The 21792-nt window shown below is 71.9% G+C and carries 19 protein-coding genes; 13 read left to right on the top strand and 6 right to left on the bottom strand.

All coding sequences use genetic code 11. The features are described 5' to 3' along the window. Window positions 1–8: 8 nt before the first annotated feature. The gene (locus ACFYR0_RS31950) at window positions 9–1541 is read right to left on the bottom strand and encodes an MFS transporter (RefSeq protein ID WP_389335909.1); all 1533 of its coding nucleotides are present in this window, start codon (window positions 1539–1541) and stop codon (window positions 9–11) included. A 98-nt stretch (window positions 1542–1639) separates the two neighbouring features. On the opposite strand from ACFYR0_RS31950, the gene ACFYR0_RS31945 reads away from it, so the two are divergent. Then, window positions 1640–2221 (top strand): TetR/AcrR family transcriptional regulator, encoded by a 582-nt coding sequence (locus ACFYR0_RS31945; protein ID WP_389335906.1) that lies wholly within the window; start codon window positions 1640–1642, stop codon window positions 2219–2221. A gap of 15 nt (window positions 2222–2236) precedes the next feature. Here ACFYR0_RS31945 and ACFYR0_RS31940 read toward each other — a convergent pair whose 3' ends face one another. Then, window positions 2237–3403 carry a PucR family transcriptional regulator gene (locus ACFYR0_RS31940; RefSeq protein WP_389335903.1) on the bottom strand — a complete coding sequence of 389 codons (1167 nt, stop codon included), beginning with the start codon at window positions 3401–3403 and terminating at the stop codon, window positions 2237–2239. 181 nt (window positions 3404–3584) lie between these two features. Here ACFYR0_RS31940 and ACFYR0_RS31935 point away from each other — a divergent pair, with 181 nt between their 5' ends. Next, on the top strand, window positions 3585–4511 hold the full coding sequence (locus ACFYR0_RS31935) for a proline dehydrogenase family protein (RefSeq protein WP_389335900.1): 927 nt from the start codon (window positions 3585–3587) through the stop codon (window positions 4509–4511). A gap of 38 nt (window positions 4512–4549) precedes the next feature. After that, the gene (gene pruA, locus ACFYR0_RS31930) at window positions 4550–6181 is read left to right on the top strand and encodes an L-glutamate gamma-semialdehyde dehydrogenase (protein ID WP_389335897.1); all 1632 of its coding nucleotides are present in this window, start codon (window positions 4550–4552) and stop codon (window positions 6179–6181) included. A 159-nt stretch (window positions 6182–6340) separates the two neighbouring features. Here the strand turns inward: pruA and ACFYR0_RS31925 are convergent, their stop codons facing one another. Both ACFYR0_RS31925 and ACFYR0_RS31920 read right to left on the bottom strand, forming a co-directional pair. Beyond that, window positions 6341–6547: a DUF5988 family protein gene (locus ACFYR0_RS31925; protein WP_389335894.1), complete on the bottom strand. Its 207-nt coding sequence runs from the start codon at window positions 6545–6547 to the stop codon at window positions 6341–6343. Between the two features lie 108 nt (window positions 6548–6655). Next, entirely contained in the window at window positions 6656–7537 is an 882-nt protein-coding gene (locus ACFYR0_RS31920; protein WP_389335891.1) for an alpha/beta fold hydrolase, read from the bottom strand. Between the two features lie 84 nt (window positions 7538–7621). Here ACFYR0_RS31920 and ACFYR0_RS31915 point away from each other — a divergent pair, with 84 nt between their 5' ends. From ACFYR0_RS31915 to ACFYR0_RS31905, 3 genes are all read left to right on the top strand, one after another. After that, window positions 7622–8359: a hypothetical protein gene (locus ACFYR0_RS31915; protein ID WP_389335888.1), complete on the top strand. Its 738-nt coding sequence runs from the start codon at window positions 7622–7624 to the stop codon at window positions 8357–8359. A 41-nt stretch (window positions 8360–8400) separates the two neighbouring features. Continuing rightward, a complete protein-coding gene (locus tag ACFYR0_RS31910) occupies window positions 8401–8934 on the top strand; it encodes a GNAT family N-acetyltransferase (RefSeq protein ID WP_389335885.1) in 534 nt (177 codons plus the stop codon). Window positions 8935–9244: 310 nt separating this feature from the next. After that, a complete protein-coding gene (locus ACFYR0_RS31905) occupies window positions 9245–9376 on the top strand; it encodes a hypothetical protein (protein ID WP_386386515.1) in 132 nt (43 codons plus the stop codon). A gap of 204 nt (window positions 9377–9580) precedes the next feature. Here the strand turns inward: ACFYR0_RS31905 and ACFYR0_RS31900 are convergent, their stop codons facing one another. Further along, on the bottom strand, window positions 9581–11200 hold the full coding sequence (locus tag ACFYR0_RS31900; RefSeq protein WP_389335882.1) for a purple acid phosphatase family protein: 1620 nt from the start codon (window positions 11198–11200) through the stop codon (window positions 9581–9583). 163 nt (window positions 11201–11363) lie between these two features. Here ACFYR0_RS31900 and ACFYR0_RS31895 point away from each other — a divergent pair, with 163 nt between their 5' ends. Next, window positions 11364–12407, top strand: a complete 1044-nt coding sequence (locus ACFYR0_RS31895) for a 3-isopropylmalate dehydrogenase (protein WP_389335879.1) — start codon at window positions 11364–11366, stop codon at window positions 12405–12407. Between the two features lie 330 nt (window positions 12408–12737). Next, window positions 12738–13826 (top strand): branched-chain amino acid aminotransferase, encoded by a 1089-nt coding sequence (locus ACFYR0_RS31890; RefSeq protein WP_389335876.1) that lies wholly within the window; start codon window positions 12738–12740, stop codon window positions 13824–13826. On the opposite strand, the gene ACFYR0_RS31885 is transcribed toward ACFYR0_RS31890, so the two are convergent. Beyond that, complete coding sequence (locus tag ACFYR0_RS31885; protein WP_389335873.1) at window positions 13823–15262, bottom strand: cytosine permease; 1440 nt, start codon at window positions 15260–15262, stop codon at window positions 13823–13825. The genes ACFYR0_RS31890 and ACFYR0_RS31885 overlap by 4 nt on opposite strands. Before the next feature lie 147 nt (window positions 15263–15409). Between ACFYR0_RS31885 and ureA the strand changes: the two genes are divergently transcribed. From ureA to cimA, 5 genes are all read left to right on the top strand, one after another. Then, a complete protein-coding gene (ureA, locus tag ACFYR0_RS31880; RefSeq protein WP_389335870.1) occupies window positions 15410–16105 on the top strand; it encodes an urease subunit gamma in 696 nt (231 codons plus the stop codon). Then, complete coding sequence (locus tag ACFYR0_RS31875; protein ID WP_389335867.1) at window positions 16102–17814, top strand: urease subunit alpha; 1713 nt, start codon at window positions 16102–16104, stop codon at window positions 17812–17814. The genes ureA and ACFYR0_RS31875 overlap by 4 nt, the downstream gene beginning before the upstream one ends. An 8-nt stretch (window positions 17815–17822) precedes the next feature. Then, on the top strand, window positions 17823–18845 hold the full coding sequence (locus ACFYR0_RS31870) for an agmatine/peptidylarginine deiminase (RefSeq protein ID WP_389335864.1): 1023 nt from the start codon (window positions 17823–17825) through the stop codon (window positions 18843–18845). A gap of 11 nt (window positions 18846–18856) precedes the next feature. Then, window positions 18857–19459: a TetR/AcrR family transcriptional regulator gene (locus tag ACFYR0_RS31865; protein ID WP_389335861.1), complete on the top strand. Its 603-nt coding sequence runs from the start codon at window positions 18857–18859 to the stop codon at window positions 19457–19459. Window positions 19460–19834: 375 nt separating this feature from the next. Then, window positions 19835–21445: a citramalate synthase gene (gene cimA / locus ACFYR0_RS31860; RefSeq protein ID WP_389335858.1), complete on the top strand. Its 1611-nt coding sequence runs from the start codon at window positions 19835–19837 to the stop codon at window positions 21443–21445. Window positions 21446–21792: the final 347 nt, after the last annotated feature.

Here is a 21792-nt window from a genome sequence, read left to right as displayed (position 1 = left end):
GACCCGCCTCAGACGGCGGCCGGTTCCCGCTCCTCGGCCGGGGTCTCCCGCACGGTCACCCGCCGCAGTGTCACCGTCGCCAGTACGGCCGCCCCGGCGACGAGCACGGCCCCGCCGACCGCCGCCGCGTTCATGCCGCTGGTGAACGCCTCCCGGGCGGCCGTGGCCAGGCCGGGGAAGTCGTCGGCGACGGTCAGGGCGCCGCCCAGCGTCTCCCGGGCGGTCTCCGGCGCCGAGGCCGGGATCTCGTGGCGGTAGACGGCCGCGCCGATGGACCCGAGGACCGCCATGCCCAGTGCGCCTCCGAACTCCGCGCCCGTCTCCAGCAGGGAGGAGGCGGAGCCCGCCTTCTCCACCGGGGCGGCGCCCAGGGCCAGATCCGTGATCAGGGACATCACCACGACACAGCCGGCGGCGAGCACCGCGCAGGCGGTCAGCAGCAGCGCCAGCGAGTCGGTCCCGGCCAGCGTCAGCAGTCCGAAGCCGCAGCCGGTGACGGCGAAGCCGGAGCCCACGACGTAGGCACGGTTGACGCCCTTCTGCACCAGCAGGGCGGCGACCGGCGCCGCCGCACCGATCGGCACCGAGGGCAGCAGGCCCCACAGCGCCGCCTCCAGCGCGCTCTTGCCGAGCACCGACTGGAGGTACTGCGTGGTGAAGTACGCCGAGCCCATGATCGCCAGCGCGGCGATCAGGTTCAGCACGACGGCGGGCGTGAAGCCGCGGCCGCGCAGCAGCGCCGGGTCGATCATCGGCGAGGCGGCGGTGCGCTGGCGCTGGACGAAGAGGGCGGCGAAGAGCAGGCCGGCGGTGACGCACACGACGGAGCGGGTGTTCCAGCCGACGCCCGCGAACAGTTTCAGGCCGTAGATCACGGGCAGCAGCGCGGCCATCGACAGCGGGACGCTCGGCCAGTCGAAGCGGCCGGGGGAGGGGTCCCTGGACTCCGGCAGCAGCATCGGACCGAGGACCAGGAGCAGGGCCATCGCGGGCAGGTTGACCAGGAAGACCGAACCCCACCAGAAGTACTCGACCAGCAGTCCGCTCATCACCGAGCCGAGCGCGATACCGCCCGTCATCACGCCGGACCACACGCCGACGGCCTTCGCGCGCTGCCCCGGGTCGGTGAACATCGTGCGCACCAGGGCCATGGTCGACGGCATCAGGGTCGCGCCGGCGATGCCGAGCACCGCGCGGGCCGCGATCAGGGTCTCGGCGCTGTTCGCGTAGGCGGCGACCAGTGAGGCGGCGCCGAAGGCGACCGCGCCCGTCAGCAGCAGCCGGCGGCGCCCGATCCGGTCGCCGAGCGAGCCCATCGTCATCAGCAGGCCCGCCAGCACGAAGCCGTAGATGTCGAAGATCCACAGCTGCTGGATGGCGGTGGGTGCGAGGTCCGCGCTGATCGAGGGGATCGCGAAGTAGAGCACCGAGACATCCATCGAGACCAGCAGCAGCGGCAGCATCAGCACGGCGAGGGCGGTCCATTCGCGGCGCCCGGCCCGGGAGTTCGGGGAGGCGGTGGTGCTCGTCGGATTCGTCATGCCCCGCAACGTACAGCCGTATTAAACGGCTGTCTAGAACGATTGTATAAGTCGTCTGTATGGGACGGCTGTATGGATCCGGCGGTAGGGTGACGCCCATGGGACACCGTGAGGATCTGCTCGAAGGCGCCAAGCGCTGCCTGCTGGAAAAGGGGTTCGCGCGGACCACGGCGCGCGACGTCGTCAAGGAGTCGGGCACCAATCTGGCCTCGATCGGCTACCACTACGGCTCCAAGGACGCCCTCCTCGCCCAGGCCTACGTCGAGCTCGTCGAGGGAATGTCGACCGCCTTTGAAGGCGGTGTGACCGAGGTCCGGGGCGCGCCGGGCTCACCGGAGCGCTTCCAGGAGGTCTGGACGAACATCATCGGCACCATGCGCGAGTCCGGCTCGCTGTGGCGGCTCAGCGTGGAGATCGTCGCCATGGGCGACCGACTGCCCGAACTGCGCGGCCACTTGGCCCGCGCCCAGCGGGAGGCCGCGCGCGGCATGGTGGCCCTGTTCAGCGGCGTGCCCGAGGAGGAGGTCACGGAGGAAGCCGTGGACTCGACGGGCTACCTCTATCTGACCCTGATGACGGGCCTGTTGATGCAGTGGACCTTCGACCCGGAGACCGCGCCCGAGGCGGCCCAGCTCACCCGCGGGCTGCGCCAGGTGCTCGCCGGCTTCGAAGGAGCCTGAGGGAGCCCGGCCGGCTCAGAGCCGCGCCGCCTTCAGGGCCATGTGCAGCAGCAGCCGGTCCTCCCCGTCGTCCAGGTCCAGGCCGGTGAGCGCCTCCACCCGGGAGAGCCGGTAGTACAGGGTCTGCCGGTGGATGCCCAGGGCGGCGGCCGTGCGGGCGGCCTGGCCGGCGTTGTCCAGATAGGTCTCCGCCGTGCGGGCCAGCTCCCGCTGGGCGGGGGAGAGGAGCGGAGCCACAGAGGCGTCCCGGCCGGCGTCCGCGGGCAGCGCGGTCAGCAGCCGGTACGGCCCGATGCCGGACCACTCGGCCACCGGGCCCAGGCGCGGTTCCGCCCGCACCGCCCGCGCCGCCGCCGAGGCCTCCTGCCAGGACGCGGCCAGGCCCGACAGGCCGGCGCGCGGCTCACCGATCCCGGCCGCCGTACGGGCCCCCTCCGGCAGCAGCCGCTGCGCCGCCGCCTGCGCCGGGACGTGCACGTCCGCCGAGCGCAACCGGACCAGGACGGCCAGAGCGTGCTCCGCGGCGCCCCACGGGAGGGTGCACAGGGCCGTCGCGTGCGGCACCGTGCGCGCCGACGGCGCGTCGTCCGGGTCGGCCGACGGCCAGGGCGCGACACAGAGCACCGCGTGCGTCCCCTCGCCCCGCGGCCCCAGCGCCGTCCGCAGCGCGGCCACCGCCATGTCCTGCTGCCAGCCCCGCTCCGCGGTGAGCACCGCGCGGAACTCCCGCGTCAGATCCGCCCCGTGCTGCGCCTCGTCCGCGAGCAGCGCGCCGATCCGGGCGTTCACCTGCATGGCGGCCGTCAGCTGGGCGTCCGTCGGCCCCGGGTCGTCGTCCAGCAGCCAGACGTAGCCGAGCACCACGGACCGGTGGCGCACCGGGAGGCAGATCCGCCCCCGGTAGACGCCCGCCTCCGGCGTCGGCGGGATGCGTACCGGACCGGTCGCCCGCGTGATGCCGAAGCCCTCGAACCACTCCCGCACCGCCGCCGTGGAGCGCCGCGTCAGGATCGACCGGGTGCGGACCGGGTCCAGGGCCGACGGATCGAGGGCGTCCTCGCTGTCGTAGGTCCCGAAGGCGATCAGTTCGAAGTCCCGGTTCTCCAGCGTCGCGGGCGCGCCGAGGAGCTCGGAGATCTCGTCGACGAGCTCCTGGTAGTCACCCTTGAATTCCGGCGTCACCCGGGCATTCTGCCTCACGTCCGAGGTCTCTTCATACATCTGTCTGAGATCTGCGGCAGGGATGCGTGACAGCTGTCGATGGCCGACGATCGGAGAGATCCTTAGGTTTCACGGTGGTTCTCCGTGCCGTACCCGACTCGTAGGGATGCGGCCCGTTTCGGCTGTTCTGTGGAGGTGCCCCGTGCTGGGTCCCGTGATTCTCGCCGCGTCGCGCAGCGACCGGATGCGACGCCTGATCTCGGCGGCCCCGGTCACCAAGCAGGTCGTCGACCGGTTCATCCCCGGCGAGACCGTGGCCGACATCGTCCCGATCGTCTCGGAGCTCACGGCCAAGGGCCTGGAGCTGACCATGGACGTCGTCGGCGAGGACATCACCACCCCGGAGCAGGCCACCGCCGCCCGGGACGCCTACCTGGAGCTGATCGAGCGCCTGAAGGGCCTCGACCTCGGTGAGCGCGTCGAGATGTCCGTGAAGCTGTCCATGTTCGGCCAGGCGCTGGAGGGCGGCCACGAACTGGCCCTCGCCAACGTCCGCCCGGTCGTCGAGGCCGCCGCCGCGATCGGCACCACGGTCACCCTGGACGCCGAGGACCACACCACCCTCGACTCGATGTTCGCCATCCACGACGAGCTGCGGAAGGACTTCCCGCAGACCGGCTGCGTCATCCAGGCCTACCTCTTCCGCACCGAGGCCGACGCCCGCCGGCTCGCCGGCAACGGCAGCCGGGTGCGCATCGTCAAGGGCGCCTACAAGGAGCCCGCCGAGGTCGCGTACCAGAACAAGCAGGAGATCGACAAGGCGTACGTCCGCATCCTGAAGACGCTGATGGACGGCGAGGGCTACCCGATGATCGGGTCCCACGACCCGCGCCTGATCTCCATCGGCCAGGAACTCGCCCGCAAGGCCGGACGCAAGCCCGACGAGTACGAGTTCCAGATGCTGTACGGCATCCGCAGCGACGAGCACCTGCGGCTGGCCGCGGAGGGCCACCGCATGCGCGTCTACACCGCCTACGGCACCGACTGGTACGGCTACTTCATGCGCCGCCTCGCCGAGAAGCCCGCGAACCTGCGGTTCTTCCTGCGCTCCATGGTCAGCAAGGGCTGAGCCCACCACCCGCTCACGTACAAGGAGTTACGGATCTCATGGACGCTGTGACCCAGGTCCCCACCCCCGTCAACGAGCCGGTGCACGGCTACGCCCCCGGCTCTCCCGAGCGCGCCCGCCTGGAGGTCAAGCTCAAGGAGCTGGCCGAGAACCCGATCGACCTGCCGATGACCATCGGCGGCGAGCAGCGGATGGGCGGCGGCGAGCTCTTCCAGGTCGTGCAGCCGCACAACCACAAGGCCGTCCTCGGCACCTACCGCAACGCCACGCAGGCGGACGCGCAGGACGCCATCGACGCGGCCCTGGCCGCCGCCCCGGCCTGGCGCGCGATGTCCTTCGACGACCGCGCGGCGATCATCCTGCGCGCCGCCGAGCTGCTGGCCGGCCCCTGGCGCGAGACGCTGGCCGCCTCCACCATGCTCGGCCAGTCCAAGACCGCCCAGCAGGCCGAGATCGACACCCCGTGCGAGCTCGTCGACTTCTGGCGCTTCAACGTGGCCTACGCCCGCCAGATCCTGGCCGAGCAGCCCCCGGCCAACTCGCCGGGCGTGTGGAACCGGCTGGACCACCGCCCGCTGGAGGGCTTCGTCTACGCGATCACGCCGTTCAACTTCACGGCCATCGCGGGCAACCTGCCGACCGCCCCGGCCCTGATGGGCAACGTGGTCGTCTGGAAGCCGTCCCCGACCCAGACCCACGCCGCCGTGCTGCTGATGCGGCTGCTGGAGGAGGCGGGCCTGCCCAAGGGCGTCATCAACCTCGTCACCGGCGACGGCATCGCCGTCTCCGAGGTCGCCCTGAACCACCGCGACCTGGCCGGCATCCACTTCACCGGCTCGACCAAGACCTTCCAGTACCTGTGGAAGACGGTCGGCCAGAACATCGAGAAGTACCGCTCCTACCCGCGTCTGGTCGGCGAGACCGGCGGCAAGGACTTCGTCGTCGCCCACCCCTCGGCCGACCGCGCGGTCCTGAAGACGGCCCTCACCCGTGGCTCCTTCGAGTACCAGGGCCAGAAGTGCAGCGCGTCCTCGCGTGCCTACATCCCGGCGTCGATCTGGAACTCCGGCTTCAAGGAGGAGTTCGCCGCGGAGGTCGACTACCTCACCATGGGTGACGTCACCGACCTGTCGAACTTCATCGGCGCCGTCATCGACGACCGCTCCTTCGCCAAGAACAAGGCCGCCATCGACCGCGCGAAGCAGGACCCGACCTGCACGATCGTCGCGGGCGGCTCCTACGACGACTCGGTCGGCTACTTCGTCCGCCCGACCGTCATCGAGTGCACCGACCCGGAGAACGAGGTCTTCACGACCGAGTACTTCGGCCCGATCCTCGCGGTCCACGTCTACGAGGACGACAAGTACGACGAGATGCTGACCCAGATGGAGTCCGCGTCCGACTACGCCCTCACCGGCTCGGTCATCTCCGGCGACCGCGCGGCGGCGGCCTACACGATGGAGAAGCTGCGCTACGCCGCGGGCAACTTCTACATCAACGACAAGTCGACCGGTGCCGTCGTCGGCCAGCAGCCCTTCGGCGGCGGCCGTGCCTCCGGCACCAACGACAAGGCCGGTGCCCCGCAGAACCTGATGCGCTGGACGCTGACCCGCGCCATCAAGGAGACGCTGGTCGCGCCCACCGACTACACCTACCCGCACATGGGCTGACACCCCGCCCGCCGCGCCTCGCGCGCGGCCCCGTGAACCCCGCCCCCGCTCCGGATCCCCCCTCCGGACCGGGGGCGGTGTCATTCCCGGGGCCCGGCCGTCACGCACCGAGCCGGCGTGGTGCCGGCCGCCGTTCGTCCCTGGGGGCCGCGACGCCCCTCAGCCGGGCATTTCCGTGCGCTCCCACCACTCGTACACGGGGAGACTGCCCGTGGGGGTGTCCGCCGTGCGCGAGGTCGGGCGGAAGTGCTCGTAGCCGTTGCGGACCTCGATCTTCACATCGGGGCCTGGGGCCGGTACCGGGACGATCCGCTCGGGGAGGTCGTCCGGGCCGCCTTCGAGAAACACCTTGTCCGTGTCGTTCATGAGGTCACCTGTTCCCCTCGCGGCAGCCGCATGTCGGGCACCGCGCGGAGGATCAGCCGTGTGGGGGATCCCCCGCCGGGACGCGGCCGGGGACCGGGCCGGGCGCCCTCACTCCGCCACGTTGCGGCCGAGGAAGTCACGCATCAGGCCGGCGATCTGTGCCGCGTGCGTCTCCAGGGCGAAGTGGCCGGTCGGGAGCAGATGGATCTCGGCCTTCGGCAGGTCCCGCTGGAAGGCGAGCGCCCCGGCCGGGACGAAGATCTGGTCGTGGCCGCCCCAGACCGCGAGCAGCGGCACCTGGGTCTCGCGGAAGTACGCGTGGAAGGCCGGGTACAGGGCGAAGTTGGAGCCGTAGTCGGAGATCAGGTCGAGCTGTATCTCGGCCTGGCCGGGGCGGGCCACCTCGGCGGCGTCCCGTTCGTAGGCGTCCGGGCTGACCAGGTCGTGCTGGTCCTCCGGGACGCCGTGCAGGTACTGCCACCTGACCCCGTCGAGGGTGTAGATCTCCCGCACGGCCGCCTCGGTCCGCGGGGTCCGCTCGGCGATCAGCGCCAGTACCGGCGCCCAGGCCTCGGCGCCGAGACCGTCCTCGTAGGCGTTGCCGTTCTGCGTGACGATCGCGGTGACCCGGTCCGGGTGGGCCAGGGCGAGACGCAGGCCGATCGGGGCGCCGTAGTCCTGGATGTACAGCGCGTACCGCTTCAGGCCCAGTTGCTCGGTGAACTCGTCCGTGACCGAGGCGAGTTCGTCGAAGGTGTAGCCGAACTCCGCGGCGGACGGCGTCGCCGAGCGGCCGAAGCCGAGGTGGTCCGGGGCGATCACCCGGTAGCGGTCGGCGAGCAGCGGGATCAGGTCGCGGAACATGTGCGAGCTGCTGGGGAAGCCGTGCAGCAGCAGAAGCACGGGCGCGTCCTCGGGCCCCGCCACGCGGTAGTGGATCTCGTGCCCGCGGACGGTCGTGGAGCGGTGGTGAACCCGGTGAGTGGTCATGACGGCATCCTGACCCAACTGCGCCTAACCAGTCAAGAGACTTTTAATGGTTAGAGTGAAGATCGAGTGTGGTAGGAACGGGGCGTGAGACTCACAAGCGAACGCGCCGACGCGCGTACCTGGGCGGAGGAGCGGCTCGCGGAGCTGTTCGGCGGGGGGTTCCCGGAGTTCATCACCGCGGACCGGACGGTGAAGCGGTACATAGGCCGGGTCAGGGAGTACTTCGCGGGGTTCGATCTGCTGCTCGTCGACGAACGGGACGTCCCCGTCGCGGGCGGCTGGGGCGTGCCGCTGCGCTGGGACGGCACGGTCGGCGACCTGCCCGGCGGCTACACCGACGCCCTCGCGCGGGCCGTCGAGGGGCGTGAACAGGGCCTGGAACCGGACACGTTCGTGATCTGCGGGGCCGTCGTCACCCCCTCGCTCAAGGGGCGGGGGCTCGGCGGGGAGGCGCTCCTGGCGCTGCGCCGGGCCGCGGAGGGGGCCGGGCTCACCCGGGTCCTCGCGCCCGTGCGCCCGACCGCGAAGGAGCAGTACGCGATCACACCGATCGAGAGCTTCATGGACCGGCGCCGCGACGACGGCACCCATCTCGACCCCTGGATCCGCACCCATGAACGCCTCGGCGCGGAGATCCTCGCCGCCGCGCCCGCGTCGCAGACGATGACCGGCACGGTCGCCGAGTGGGAGAAGTGGACCGGCCTGAGGCTGCCGATCTCCGGCGAGTACGTCATCCCCGGCGGACTGAGCCTCCTGCGCGTCGACCGGAACGCCGACAGCGGGGTGTACCACGAGCCCAACGTCTGGATGCGGCACGCCTGACATGCACGGCGCGGGGCCGGGGCCCGGCCGATACTGACGCGGTGACCCTGCGCACCGCACACACCAGCGACCTGGCCCCCGCCGAACTCCTCGCCGTGCGCGGCATGTTGTACGACGCCTTCGACGGCGATCTCGGCGACGAGGACTGGGAGCACACGCTCGGCGGCATGCACGCCCTGGTGCACGACGAGCACGGGCTCGCCGCGCACGGCGCGGTGGTCATGCGCCGCGTCCGGCTCGGCGCGCGCTGGCTGCGGACCGGGTACGTCGAGGGCGTCGCCGTACGGCGGGACGTGCGCCGCACCGGTCTCGGCGGCCGGGTCATGGACGCGCTGGAGGGCGTCATCACCCGCGCCTACGACCTGGGCGCCCTGTCGGCGAGCGACGAGGGCGCCCCGCTGTACGAGAGCCGGGGCTGGCGGGCCTGGTCCGGCCCGGTCCACGCGCTGAGCCCCGACGGCCCGCTCCGGCTGCCCGACGAGGAGGGCTCCACCTACGTCTGGCCCGTACCCGTCGCCGCGGCCGACCCCGACGCCGTACTGCTCTTCGACTGGCGCGAGGGGGATGTGCTCTGACGGGGCGCCTCCGCCGCGGCCTTCCCGCCGCCGCCCGGGGCCCGGGGCCTTCGCCGGGCATCCGGGAGAGGTGAAAGCGCAGGTGGCCGAGGTCGCCGTCTCAGATAGTAGGAAGTCCGAGTAATTGTGGAGACAGAAGCGAGCTCCTCCCTTAGCTTTGTAGGAGCCGAACGACTCGCTCGATCAAGCGAACGGCGGTCGTGAGCCGGGCCCCGTGCAGGCAACCCCTGCGGCCAGTGCTCCCCGCCCTCTCCGGCGTCTCGAAACCCGCCCCCGTGCACTCCGGTATGTCCGAAGGAGTCGATTTCCCATGGCCGAGACGACCGTCCGCCGCCGAGTCCGTCACGTCTCCCGCCCGAGCGAGACCGACCGCAAGCAGGCCGCCGCCGCCCTCCAGCGCGCCCTCGACCGCCGCGACAACGGCGGCTCGACCGGCCACTGAGCCGCCGGCCACCGAGCCTTCCCGCGCCCGGCCGCCGCGCCGGGCGCGTCCCCGACTCCGGGAGCCGCACCCGCAGGAGGAGCGGCGCCGACGTCCGTGACCCACGGGACGGGTCCCGGCGTCCGTGCCGCACCTCGCTGTCCCGGCACCTGGGCTCCGGTCCCAGGCGTCCGCGTCTCGCGTCCCGGCACCCGTGCCCCGGGCTCAGGCGTGAGCGCGTCCGCGGCGCACCTCGAAGTGGTCGATCCGCTGCCCCGTGTGGGTGCGGGCCGACACCGTCAGCCGCGGGGCCGTGCCGCCCTCCGCCTCCACCGAGAGGTAGGAGAAGCCCCGGAAGCGCACCCGGGACCACTCCACCGTCTCCGAGCTGGGCTGCCTCGACCGCGTCCAGTGGAAGGTCTCCAGGGACTCGGCGTCGTTCACCTGCCCCTCGTAGCTGTCCTTCGCGCCCACCGGGAAGCCGTACGGATCGCGGCCGCCTCCGCCGGCGGTGACGTACACCGTGCCGTCCCGCGACGGGTCGGTGGAGCCGCCGATCGGCACACGCCGGCCGACCGCGCCGTCCCTGATGGCGTCGGTGCGCTCGTAGACGTGGTTGTGCCCGTTGATCACCAGGTCCACCTGATGCCGCGCGAACAGCGGCAGCCAGGCCGCGCGCACCCCGCCGTCGGAGGCGTGCGCCGAGGTGGAGTAGGTGCAGTGGTGGAAGTAGACGACCACGAAGTCGACCTCCTCCGCCGCCCGCAGCGTGCGCAGCGTGCGCTCCAGCCAGGCCGTCTGCCGGCCCTCGCTGTAGCCGAGGTTCGCCGGGATCTCGTACGACACGTCGTTGGCGTCCAGGGCGACCACGCCGACGTTGCCGTACACGAAGGAGTAGACGCCCGGCGCCTGCCGCGGGTCGAAGCCGCTGTCCGGCAGCGAGAAGCGGGCGAGCTGGCCGCCGTAGCCGTCGGGGGAGTACCAGGCCTCCATGTCGTGGTTGCCGGTCGTCACCATCCAGGGAACGCCCTGCGCGACCGGCTCGTTCTGCCGGAAGAACTGGTCCCAGAACGCGGCGTCGTAGCCGTCCGCCGTGGTGCCCCGGCCGTTGGCGTTCGCGTAGCAGATGTCGCCCGCGTGCAGGTGGAAGGCTGGCCGCTCACGCAGCAGCTGCTGGTCGACGGCCGCCGCCCCGTCGCCCACGCCCTGGTCGCCGAACGCGGTGAAGACGAAGGACTCGGGCAGCGCGGGCGCCGTACGGAACGACGCGACCGAGGCGCGCAGCGCTGCGTCGGCCGGGTCGAGGCCCTCGTGCCCGACGCCGTAGTAGTAGGTCGTGCCCGGCAGCAGGTCGTCCAGCGCCGCGTGCAGGTAGTACTGCTCGACCTCCGGGCTCACGCCCTCCACGCCAGGGGTGTGCAGGGGGCGCAGCTCGGCGTCGATCCGCTGGCCGAGCGCGTCGGGGCGCGCGCCGAGCCGGACGTACGGCTGCCGTACCGCGGCCGGCACCTGCCAGGAGATCCGCATCTGGGTGCGCGGGTCCGCGCCGAACGAGAGATGCCGGCCGAACGGCGTCACCGCCGCGCCGGGGGCCGCCGAGGTGGCGGAGGCCGGGGCGGTCGGGGTCGCCGTGCGGGCCGGGCGGTCGGCCGCGTCGGCGGTCGAGCAGCCGGTGAGCAGTCCGCTCGCGACCGCGCCCGCGGTCACCAGCGTGCGGCGCCGGGTCATCTTCGCGCGCAGGTACTCGTGCTGCTCCGCCATGGTCATCCGGCGCGCGAGCGGCTCGGGAATGCCGAAGTCGGGTACGGCGGGTTCGGAGGACGTCCCCCTGGAAAATGCGGCCATGTCGATGAAGTTCCCAGCGGCTCGCGACACTGCTGCTACATACGGGTGAACGTGGTCCGACGAGATGGATTTCAGCCTGCCGGAGCATCCTCCGACCCTCGTTCGAATGTCCAGATGGCGGACGCCGTATGTCATTGAATGGGACGAAGAGTAGGGTGCCCGCATGTCTCGCAGCATCGATCTCGCAGTGATCCCCGGTGACGGCATCGGCCAGGAGGTAGTGGCCGAAGGTCTGAAGGTCCTCTCCGCCGTCCTCCCCGAGGACGTGAAGCTGGAGACCAAGGACTACGACTTCGGCGCCCGGCGCTACCACGCCACCGGTGAGACCCTCACCGACGCCGACCTCGCCGCCCTCAAGCAGCACGACGCGATCCTGCTCGGCGCGATCGGCGACCCGTCGGTGCCGTCCGGCGTCCTGGAGCGCGGCTTCCTGCTCAAGCTCCGCTTCGCCTTCGACCACCATGTCAACCTCCGTCCCTCCAAGCTCCTCCCCGGCGTCGCCACCCCGCTCGCCGGCCAGCCGGAGATCGACTTCGTCGTCGTCCGTGAGGGCACCGAGGGCCCGTACACCGGCAACGGCGGCACCATCCGCAAGGGCACCGAGCACGAGGTCGCCACCGAGGTGTCCGTGAACACCGCGTTCGGTGTCGAGCGGGTCGTCCGTGACGCGTTCGCCCGCGCCCAGGCCCGCCCGCGCAAGAAGCTGGCGCTGATCCACAAGAACAACGTGCTGACCTTCGCCGGCCACCTGTGGACGAACATCTTCAACAAGGTGGCCGAGGAGTTCCCCGAGGTCACCACCGAGTACATGCACGTCGACGCGGCGACCATCTACCTGGTCACCCAGCCCGAGCGGTTCGACGTCATCGTCACCGACAACCTCTTCGGCGACATCGTCACCGACCTCGCCGCGGCCGTCTCCGGCGGCATCGGCGTGGCCGCCTCCGGCAACATCAACCCCTCCGGCGAGTTCCCGTCCATGTTCGAGCCGGTCCACGGCTCGGCCCCGGACATCGCCGGCCAGGGCAAGGCCGACCCGACCGCCACGGTCCTGTCGGTCGCCCTGCTGCTGCGCCACCTCGGCCACGACGCCGAGGCCGCCCGCATCGAGGAGGCCGTCGCCTCCGACCTCGCCGAACGTGTCGGCAGGCCGGCCCGGAGCACCAGCGAGATCGGCGACGCCCTCGCCGTACGGGTAACCGGCTGACCCCGGCGCTCGACACCACGGCCAAGTCGAAGCCGCCGGGTCGCATCCGCACCCGGCGGCTTTCGCATGTCCCCGCCGGGTGCCACCATCAACCCTTGGGCAGCACTCACGCGGTTTTCTTCCACGGCGTCCCGCGCGCGATAATCGAACGCGGAGCCGCGGTATGCGGGAAAGCTCGGACGTCCTAGCAGTGGCCGGAAACGGCCGTACGGGCGTGAGGGCGGCCCGTCACCACAACCGGTGCTGCATTCCCGGGGGGCGACCCCCGGACCCCCGGCCGAAAGACCGGTCGCCGCCCAGCCGTTTGCCAGGAAGCGAAGGACCCTACCGATGACGACGCCCACGATCGAGCTGAAGCCCTCCGCCCACCCGCTGTCCGCCGCGGAGCGCGAGGCGATCCTGGCCAACCCCGGGTTCGGCCGCCACTTCACCGATCACATGGTGATCATCAAGTGGACGGACGGCCGCGGCTGGCACGACGGCCAGCTCGTCCCGTACGCGCCGATCTCCCTCGACCCCGCCACGACCGTGCTGCACTACGCGCAGGAGATCTTCGAGGGCCTGAAGGCCTACCGCAGGCCCGACGGCTCGGTGGCCACCTTCCGCCCCGAGAAGAACGCCCTGCGCTTCCAGTCCTCCGCCCGCCGCCTGGGCATGCCCGAGCTTCCGGTCGAGACGTTCATCGAGGCCTGCGACGCGCTCGTGCGCCAGGACCGGTCCTGGGTGCCCGCGCACGGCGGCGAGGAGTCGCTGTACCTGCGGCCGTTCATGATCGCGACCGAGGTCGGCCTCGGGGTGAAGCCGGCCAACGAGTACCTCTTCCTGGTGATCGCCTCCCCGGCCGGCGCGTACTTCCCCGGCGGCGTGAAGCCCGTCTCCATCTGGGTCTCCCAGGACCGCGTCCGGGCCGTCCCCGGCGGCATGGGCGACGCCAAGACCGGCGGCAACTACGCGGCGTCCCTGCTCGCGCAGGCCGAGGCCGCGGCCAAGGGCTGCGACCAGGTCTGCTACCTCGACGCGGTCGAGCACACCTGGGTCGAGGAACTCGGCGGCATGAACCTGTACTTCGTGTACGGCGACCGCATCGTCACCCCCGCCCTCACCGGCTCCATCCTGGAGGGCGTCACCCGCGACTCCCTCCTCACCGTCGCCCGCGACCTCGGCTACCGGGCGGAGGAGGGGCGCGTCTCCCTCGCCCAGTGGCGGACCGACAGCGAGAACGGCTCGCTCACCGAGGTCTTCGCCTGCGGCACCGCCGCCGTCATCACTCCGGTCGGCACGGTGAAGACCGACGGCGCCGAGTGGCGCCAGGGCGACGGCGAGCCCGGCGAGGTCACGATGCGACTGCGCCAGGCCCTGCTCGACATCCAGCGCGGCAAGGCCGAGGACAAGCACGGCTGGATGCACCCGCTCGGCTAGTCCGTCACCGTCAGGGCCGCCGCTTCGGACTTCGCGCCGACGGCGGCCCCGCCGCTTTCCCGGGCCGGCGTCGACAGCAGGTACGCCGAGCCCCCGACCAGCCCCGACAGCAGGAAGCTGCAGTCCACGCCGCCGGTCAGCGACAACAGCGGCCCCTCGTACGAGGGCAGCGCCACCGCCAGCACGCCCACGAGGGCGCCGAGCGCCCAGGACAGGGCCGCGGCGGGGTGCCAGCCGCCCCGGTACCAGTAGATCCCGCCCCGCGAGCGGCGGTTGAAGACCTGGAGGGCGTCGGCGTCGTACGCGCCGCGGCAACGGACGTGGCCGATCAGGGTGATGACCGCCCAGGGCGTGCCGATCGCGGTCAGCAGCAGCACGAACGACGTCATCGCCGACTGCGCCTCCCAGGCGAAGTGCCCGGCGAAGACACAGACCGTGGCGACCACGGCGACCGCGACGGTGGCACGGGCGCGGGACAGCCGCGGCAGGATGGCGTCCAGGTCGAGGCCCATGGAGTACAGCATCAGGCCCGCGTTGCCGACCGAACCGGCCGAGGCGGCCAGCAGCAGCGGCAGCAGGTACCAGGACGGGGCGGACTCGGCGAGCGGCCCGGCGTAGTCGAGCGCGGCCCGGGCGGCGTAGGACGTGAAGGTGCCGAACAACTGCGGCACCAGCAGGCCGAGGGACAGGCCGAGCCAGGTCGCGCGCAGGACCGTGCGCGAGGAGTGGCGGGCCGGTGAGATGTAACGGGTGTAGTCGCCCAGCAGGGTGATGAAGGCGACCGGGCCGGACAGACCCGCGGCCACCGCCGCCAGCAGCCAGGTCGGCCAGAAACCGCCCAGCAGATAGCCGCCCGCCTCGGGCAGCGCGCCCGTGGTGAAGTCCGGGGCGTAGGCGATCACGCCGAGCAGCAGCAGGGCGGTCATGCCCACCGCCAGGACACGGGACATGGCGAGCAGCACCCGGTAGCCGTAGACCGCGCCCGCGACCGTCGCCGCCGCGAGCAGGCCGTAGACCGCGGTGTACGCCGTCCCGCTCTGCGGCAGGCCGAACAGCCGGCCGAGCACGGTGACCGTCACATCACCGCCGATCCACACCGTCAGGGCGGTGTAGCCGAGGGCGAGCAGCAGACCGACGACCGAGCCGATCAGCCGTCCGCGCACGCCGAACTCGGCGCCGGAGGAGGTCGAGAGGTTGGTGCCGGTGCGCAGCGAGATCAGGGCGAGCGGCGCGGTGAACGCGATGCCGACGACCGTACCGGCCACGATCGAGCTGACCGAGGCCCACCAGCCGAGCCCGAAGGAGGGCGGCAGCCAGCCGAAGACGATCACCCCCAGACACAGGTTCGACCCCAGCAGGATCGAGACGAGATCACGCGGACCACTGGTGCGTTCCTCGTCGGGGATGGTGTCGACTCCGCGCTGTTCCATCGGCATGGCAGGTCTCCCTTGATCAGCCACCCTGAGAGTTAGAGTGTCGTTCAATGTGACGTTCCCTAAGCTGGCACGTCAATGTTTCCGTCGCGGGAACCTGATGTTTAGAGTGTTGCTCTAACTGCTGGAAGGCAAGGAGGTGCCCGCGTCATGAGACTGACCCCCACGGAACGTGACCGGCTGCTGCTCTTCGGGGCCGCGGAACTGGCCCGTGCCCGCCGGGCCAGGGGCCTGCGGCTGAACGTGCCGGAGGCGACCGCGCTGATCGCGGACACCGTCTGCGAGGCCGCCCGCGACGGCAGACGGCTGGCCGAGGCGGTCGAGGCCGCCCGTTCGGTCCTGGGCCCGGACGACGTGCTGCCGGGTGTCGCCGACGTGGTCACCGAGGTGCACGTCGAGGCCGTCTTCGACGACGGCTCCCGGCTGGCGGTGGTCACCGACCCCCTCGGCGGGAGCCTCGGCGAGGGGGCTCCGGGCGCCCTGCTGCCGGGGCCCGAGCACGCCGAGCCGGAACCGGCCGTCCGGCTGACCGTCACCAACACGGCGGCGGTGCCGGTCAGTGTGACCTCGCACTTCCACTTCTTCGAGGCCAACCCGCGCCTCGACTTCGCCCGCGGCCGGGCCTACGGCATGCGGCTGGCGGTCCCCGCCGGGTCGTCGGTGCGCTTCGGGCCCGGCGAGAGCGCCGAGGTCGGGCTCGTCCCGATCGGCGGCGCGCGGATCGCGATCGGTTTCGCGGGCCTGGTCGACGGCCCGCTGGACGCGCCCGGCGCCCGCGAGGAGGCCCTGCGCAGGGCCGCCGCCTGCGGCTACCTGGGAGCTGCCGGAGAGGGGGCGGGCCGATGAGCCGCCCCGGAGGCCACCCCGCCGAGGCCCGCCGCCTCACCCCCCACGAGTACGCCGCCACCCACGGCCCGAGAACCGGTGACCGCGTCCGCCTCGGCGACTCCGGTCTGGTGATCCGGGTCGAGTCGGACTCCCAGCACCCGGGCGACGAGTTCCTCGCGGGCTTCGGCAAGACCGCCCGCGACGGACTGCACCTCAAGGCCGCGGCCGTCCGCGACACCTGCGACGTCGTGATCAGCAACGTCGTCGTCATCGACGCCGTCCAGGGCATCCGCAAGGTGTCCATCGGCATCCGCGAGGGCCGGATCTCCGCCATCGGCCGGGCCGGGAACCCCGACACCCTCGACGGCGTGGACGTCGTCGTCGGCACCGGCACCTCCATCGTCTCCGGCGAGGGCCTGATCGCGACCGCCGGAGCCGTCGACACCCACGTCCACCTGCTCTCCCCGCGCATCATGGAAGCCTCCCTCGCCTCCGGCGTCACCACGGTCATCGGCCAGGAGTTCGGTCCCGTCTGGGGCGTCGGCGTCAACTCCCCCTGGGCCCTGGGCCACGCGTTCGGCGCCTTCGACGCCTGGCCCGTCAACATCGGCTTCCTCGCCCGCGGCTCCTCCTCCCACCCCGCACCCCTGGTGGAGGCCCTCGCCGAGGGCGGCGCCTGCGGCTTCAAGGTCCACGAGGACATGGGCGCCCACGCCCGGGCCCTGGACACCGCCCTGCGCACCGCCGAGGACCACGACGTCCAGGTCGCCCTGCACAGCGACGGACTCAACGAATGCCTCTCCGTCGAGGACACCCTCAGCGTCCTGGACGGCCGCACCATCCACGCCTTCCACATCGAGGGCTGCGGCGGCGGCCACGTCCCCAACGTCCTGAAGATGGCCGGCGTCGCCAACGTCATCGGCTCCTCCACCAACCCCACCCTGCCCTTCGGCCGGGACGCCGTCGCCGAGCACTACGGCATGATCGTCTCCGTCCACGACCTCAAGACCGACCTGCCCGGCGACGCGGCCATGGCCCGCGACCGCATCCGCGCCTCCACCATGGGCGCCGAGGACGTCCTGCACGACCTCGGCGCGATCGGCATCACCTCCTCCGACGCCCAGGGCATGGGCCGCGCCGGCGAGACCGTCCGCCGCACCTTCGCCATGGCCGGGAAGATGAAGACCGAACTCGGCGACCCCGGCACCGGCCACGACAACGAACGCGTCCTGCGCTACATCGCCAAACTCACCCTCAACCCCGCCGTCGCCCACGGCCTCGCCCACGAGGTCGGCTCCATCGAAACCGGCAAACTCGCCGACATCGTCCTGTGGCGCCCCGAGTACTTCGGCGCCAAACCGCAGCTCGTCCTCAAGGCCGGCTTCCCCGCCTACGGCGTCACCGGCGACCCCGGCGCGGCCACCGACACCTGCGAACCCCTCGTCCTCGGGCCCCTGTTCGGCGCCCACGGAGCCGCCCCCGCCGACCTCTCCGTCGCCTTCGTCGCCCGCGCCGCCCTCGACCAGGGCCACGACACCCTCCCCACCCGCCGCCGCCGCGTCCCTGTCCACCACACCCGCGGCATCGGCCCCGCCGACCTGCTGCACAACACCCGCACCGGACACGTCGACGTCGACCAGCACACCGGCCTCGTCACCCTCGACGGCGAACCCCTCCGCTCCCAAGCCGCCGACTCGGTCGCCCTCAACCGCCTCTACTTCCTCTAGGACCTCCGATGACCTACCGCATGCCCCCCGAGTGGGCTCCGCACGAACGCACCTGGATGGCCTGGCCCGGCCCCAACGCCACCTTCACCGACGAGGGGGAGCTGACCCGGGCCCGTACGGCATGGGCACAAGTCGCCCGCGCGGTCAGGGCGTTCGAGCCGGTCACGGTCGTGCACGGCCCGGGCCAGGCCGAGTCGGCCCGCGAACTGCTCGGCCCGGACATCGAGTTGGTGGAGCGCGACCTCGACGACGCCTGGATGCGGGACGTCGGCCCGACCTTCGTCACGGACGAGCAGGGCGAACTGGCCGCCGTGGACTGGGTGTTCAACGGCTGGGGCGGCCAGGAGTGGGCCCGCTGGGAGCACGACGCCAAGATCGCCGCCCAGGTCGCCGACCTGGCCGGGGCACCCGTGCTGAGCAGCCCCCTGGTCAACGAGGGCGGCGCCATCCACGTCGACGGCGAGGGCACGGTCCTGCTCACCGACACCGTCCAGCTCGGCGCCGGACGCAACCCCGGCTGGACCCGCGAACAGGCCGAGGCGGAGATCCACGCAAGGCTGGGCACCACCAAGGCGATCTGGCTCCCGCACGGCCTGACCGGCGACTACGGCACGTACGGCACCCAGGGCCATGTCGACATCGTCGCCGCCTTCGCCCGGCCCGGCACCGTCCTCGTGCACACCCAGCAGGACCCGGCCCACCCGGACCACGCCCGCTCCCGGGAGTACCTGGAGATCCTGCGCGGCGAGACGGACGCCCGGGGCCGCGCCCTGGAGGTCGTCGAGATCCCCGCGCCCACCGTCCTGAAGGACGAGGAGGGCGACTGGGTCGACTACTCCTACATCAACCACTACCTCTGCAACGGCGGCGTCGTCCTGTGCGCCTTCGACGACCCGAACGACGAGGTGGCCGCCGCGATCTTCCGCGGCCTCTTCCCCGACCGCACGGTCACCCTGGTGGACGCCCGTACGATCTTCGCGGGCGGGGGAGGCATCCACTGCATCACCCAGCAACAGCCCAGGAGCCAGTGAGGGAGTCACGGATGGCCGGTGCGGCGCGCGCGCGGAAGAACGCACCGCCTCGTGAGGAGGTCCTGTCCGCCGCCATGGAGATGATCGCCGAACGCGGTCTGGAGAAGCTCACCATGGCGGCCCTCGGCCGCGAGGTCGGCATGAGCAGCGGCCACCTCCTCTACTACTTCCACTCCAAGGACGAACTCCTGCTCCAGACCCTGGAGTGGAGCGAGAGCAGACTCGGCGACGACAGGCGCCGGCTGCTGGCCCGCCCCGCGACGGCCCGCGAACGCCTGGACGCCTTCGTCGACCTCTACATCCCCGACGGCCACCGGGACCCGCACTGGACGCTGTGGCTGGAGGTCTGGAACCGCTCGCAGAACGCCGCCGACGACGCCCGCGAACGCCAGTCCGCCATCGAGGGCGTCTGGCACCGCGACCTGGTGGCCCTGCTGGCCGAGGGCATGTCACGCGGCGAGTTCCGCACGGTCGACGCGGACCGCTTCGCCGCCCGCCTGCGCGCCCTGCTGGACGGCTTCTCCATCCACGTGGCCATCGGCCTGCGCGGCACGGACCGGGAGATGATCCTCGGCCATGTCCAGGACTTCCTGGGCGAGGGCCTGCTGCCGTAGGCCGGAAGCAGCGCACCACCGGGCGCGACCCGGCACGGCCGACGGACGACCGGGGCACCGGACAACGAGCTGCGGGGTTCGCATACTGAGACACCCCGGTCACACAGAGGCGCCCTGTGCCAAACTGCCCCCGTGCTCTCGTTCGCCATGATTATTGGCAGCAGGCGCGCCGGTCCGCAGTGACCGCTCCGTACGACCAGGTACGAGCGGACACCGTCGTCCTCGACCCGCGCGCAGACCTCTCGCACCCGCGAGGGGTTTTTCGCTTTTCTGGCCGACCCGCAGCCGGGGAGCACCAGCGCGAGGGACCATGGGGGGACGGTGGAGCCGGTTGTTCCGGTAAGACCGAAGATCCACAACAGGAGCCCTGAGATCATGACCGAGACGGCAACCAGCGAACTCGACGACTCGTTCCACGTCTTCGACACCACCCTGCGCGACGGCGCCCAGCGCGAGGGCATCAACCTCACCGTCGCCGACAAGCTGGCCATCGCACGGCACCTGGACGAGTTCGGCGTGGGCTTCATCGAGGGCGGCTGGCCCGGCGCCAACCCGAGGGACACGGAGTTCTTCGCCCGCGCCCAGGAGGAGATCGCCTTCCGCAACGCCCAGCTGGTCGCCTTCGGTTCGACCCGCCGCGCCGGCGCCAAGGCCTCCGAGGACCCCCAGGTCAGGGCGCTGCTGGAGTCCGGCGCCCCGGTCGTCACCCTGGTGGCGAAGTCCCACGACCGCCATGTGGAACTGGCCCTGCGCACCACGCTGGACGAGAACCTGGAGATGGTGCGGGACACCGTCTCCTTCCTCCGCTCGCAGGGCCGCCGGGTCTTCGTCGACTGCGAGCACTTCTTCGACGGCTACCGCGCCAACGCCGAGTACGCGAAGCAGGTCGTGCGTACGGCCTCGGAGGCCGGAGCGGACGTCGTCGTACTCTGCGACACCAACGGCGGCATGCTCCCCGCCCAGATCCAGGCCGTGGTGACGACCGTCCTCGCCGACACCGGGGCCCGCCTCGGCATCCACGCCCAGGACGACACGGGCTGCGCGGTCGCCAACACCCTCGCCGCCGTCGACGCGGGCGCCACGCACGTCCAGTGCACGGCCAACGGCTACGGCGAGCGCGTGGGCAACGCCAACCTCTTCCCGGTCGTCGCCGCGCTGGAACTGAAGTACGGCAAGCAGGTGCTGCCCGAGGGCCGGCTGCGCGAGACGACCCGCATCTCCCACGCCATCGCCGAGGTCGTCAACCTGACCCCCTCCACGCACCAGCCCTACGTCGGCGTCTCCGCCTTCGCGCACAAGGCCGGCCTGCACGCCTCCGCGATCAAGGTCGACCCCGACCTGTACCAGCACATCGACCCCGAGCAGGTCGGCAACACCATGCGGATGCTGGTGTCCGACATGGCGGGCCGCGCGTCCATCGAGCTCAAGGGCAAGGAACTGGGCGTGGACCTCGGCGGCGACCGCGCGCTGGTCGGGCGGGTGGTCGAGCGCGTGAAGGAACGCGAACTCAAGGGCTACACCTACGAGGCGGCCGACGCCAGCTTCGAACTGCTCCTGCGCGCGGAGGCCCAGGGCGCGGCCCTGCGCTACTTCGAGGTCGAGTCCTGGCGGGCCATCGTCGAGGACCGGCCCGACGGTACCCACGCCAACGAGGCCACGGTCAAGCTCTGGGCCAAGGGGGAGCGTATCGTCGCCACCGCCGAGGGCAACGGCCCCGTCAACGCGCTCGACCGTGCGCTGCGGGTCGGCCTGGAGAAGATCTACCCCCAGCTCGCCAAGCTCGACCTCGTCGACTACAAGGTCCGCATCCTCGAGGGCGTCCACGGCACCCAGTCGACCACCCGCGTCCTCATCTCCACGACCGACGGTACGGGGGAGTGGTCCACCGTCGGCGTCGCCGAGAACGTCATCGCCGCGTCCTGGCAGGCCCTGGAGGACGCGTACACCTACGGCCTCCTCCGAGCAGGCGTCCACCCGGCCGAGTAGCCGTCCCTCCGACGCCCCGTCGCTGCCGCGAGGCCGCTGCGCGACCCGACGCCGACGGGGTCCCGCCCGGTGCGCGCTCAGCCAGGGGCATTACGCAGCCCGGCGTCAGCGACGTACCGCCCGGTGGGGGCTAAGGGCGGGGCGGTGCGCAACTCGGCGCGACGAGGTGCCGCCCCGCCCACCCGTGCCGCCCCTGGCGGCACGCATGCCCGCGGCGGCGGCGCGCGGCCCGAGGCGACGTGCGACGGGCGGCGGGAAGCCGCGTACGGCGGCAAGGGGACGGGGCGGGGGGTGTCCGCCCGCAGCGGCCGCCGTCAGACACCAGAACCCCCGCAAGGGACCGTATC

This window comes from Streptomyces sp. NPDC005017 (genome assembly GCF_042873115.1).
Lineage (GTDB): Bacteria > Actinomycetota > Actinomycetes > Streptomycetales > Streptomycetaceae > Streptomyces.
The sequence above is the reverse complement of the archived record's forward strand: the minus strand, read 5'-3'. Positions and strand labels throughout refer to the sequence as shown.

What these genes read in the sequence shown, in the direction of transcription:
- ACFYR0_RS31950 (WP_389335909.1), bottom strand. Translation starts at nt 1,541, where the DNA reads ATGACGAATCCGACGAGCACCACCGCCTCCCCGAACTCCCGGGCCGGG.
- ACFYR0_RS31945 (WP_389335906.1), top strand. Translation starts at nt 1,640, where the DNA reads ATGGGACACCGTGAGGATCTGCTCGAAGGCGCCAAGCGCTGCCTGCTG.
- pruA (WP_389335897.1), top strand. Translation starts at nt 4,550, where the DNA reads ATGGACGCTGTGACCCAGGTCCCCACCCCCGTCAACGAGCCGGTGCAC.
- ACFYR0_RS31925 (WP_389335894.1), bottom strand. Translation starts at nt 6,547, where the DNA reads ATGAACGACACGGACAAGGTGTTTCTCGAAGGCGGCCCGGACGACCTC.
- ACFYR0_RS31920 (WP_389335891.1), bottom strand. Translation starts at nt 7,537, where the DNA reads ATGACCACTCACCGGGTTCACCACCGCTCCACGACCGTCCGCGGGCAC.
- ACFYR0_RS31905 (WP_386386515.1), top strand. Translation starts at nt 9,245, where the DNA reads ATGGCCGAGACGACCGTCCGCCGCCGAGTCCGTCACGTCTCCCGCCCG.
- ACFYR0_RS31900 (WP_389335882.1), bottom strand. Translation starts at nt 11,200, where the DNA reads ATGGCCGCATTTTCCAGGGGGACGTCCTCCGAACCCGCCGTACCCGAC.
- ACFYR0_RS31895 (WP_389335879.1), top strand. Translation starts at nt 11,364, where the DNA reads ATGTCTCGCAGCATCGATCTCGCAGTGATCCCCGGTGACGGCATCGGC.
- ACFYR0_RS31890 (WP_389335876.1), top strand. Translation starts at nt 12,738, where the DNA reads ATGACGACGCCCACGATCGAGCTGAAGCCCTCCGCCCACCCGCTGTCC.
- ACFYR0_RS31885 (WP_389335873.1), bottom strand. Translation starts at nt 15,262, where the DNA reads ATGCCGATGGAACAGCGCGGAGTCGACACCATCCCCGACGAGGAACGC.
- ureA (WP_389335870.1), top strand. Translation starts at nt 15,410, where the DNA reads ATGAGACTGACCCCCACGGAACGTGACCGGCTGCTGCTCTTCGGGGCC.
- ACFYR0_RS31875 (WP_389335867.1), top strand. Translation starts at nt 16,102, where the DNA reads ATGAGCCGCCCCGGAGGCCACCCCGCCGAGGCCCGCCGCCTCACCCCC.
- ACFYR0_RS31870 (WP_389335864.1), top strand. Translation starts at nt 17,823, where the DNA reads ATGACCTACCGCATGCCCCCCGAGTGGGCTCCGCACGAACGCACCTGG.
- ACFYR0_RS31865 (WP_389335861.1), top strand. Translation starts at nt 18,857, where the DNA reads ATGGCCGGTGCGGCGCGCGCGCGGAAGAACGCACCGCCTCGTGAGGAG.
- cimA (WP_389335858.1), top strand. Translation starts at nt 19,835, where the DNA reads ATGACCGAGACGGCAACCAGCGAACTCGACGACTCGTTCCACGTCTTC.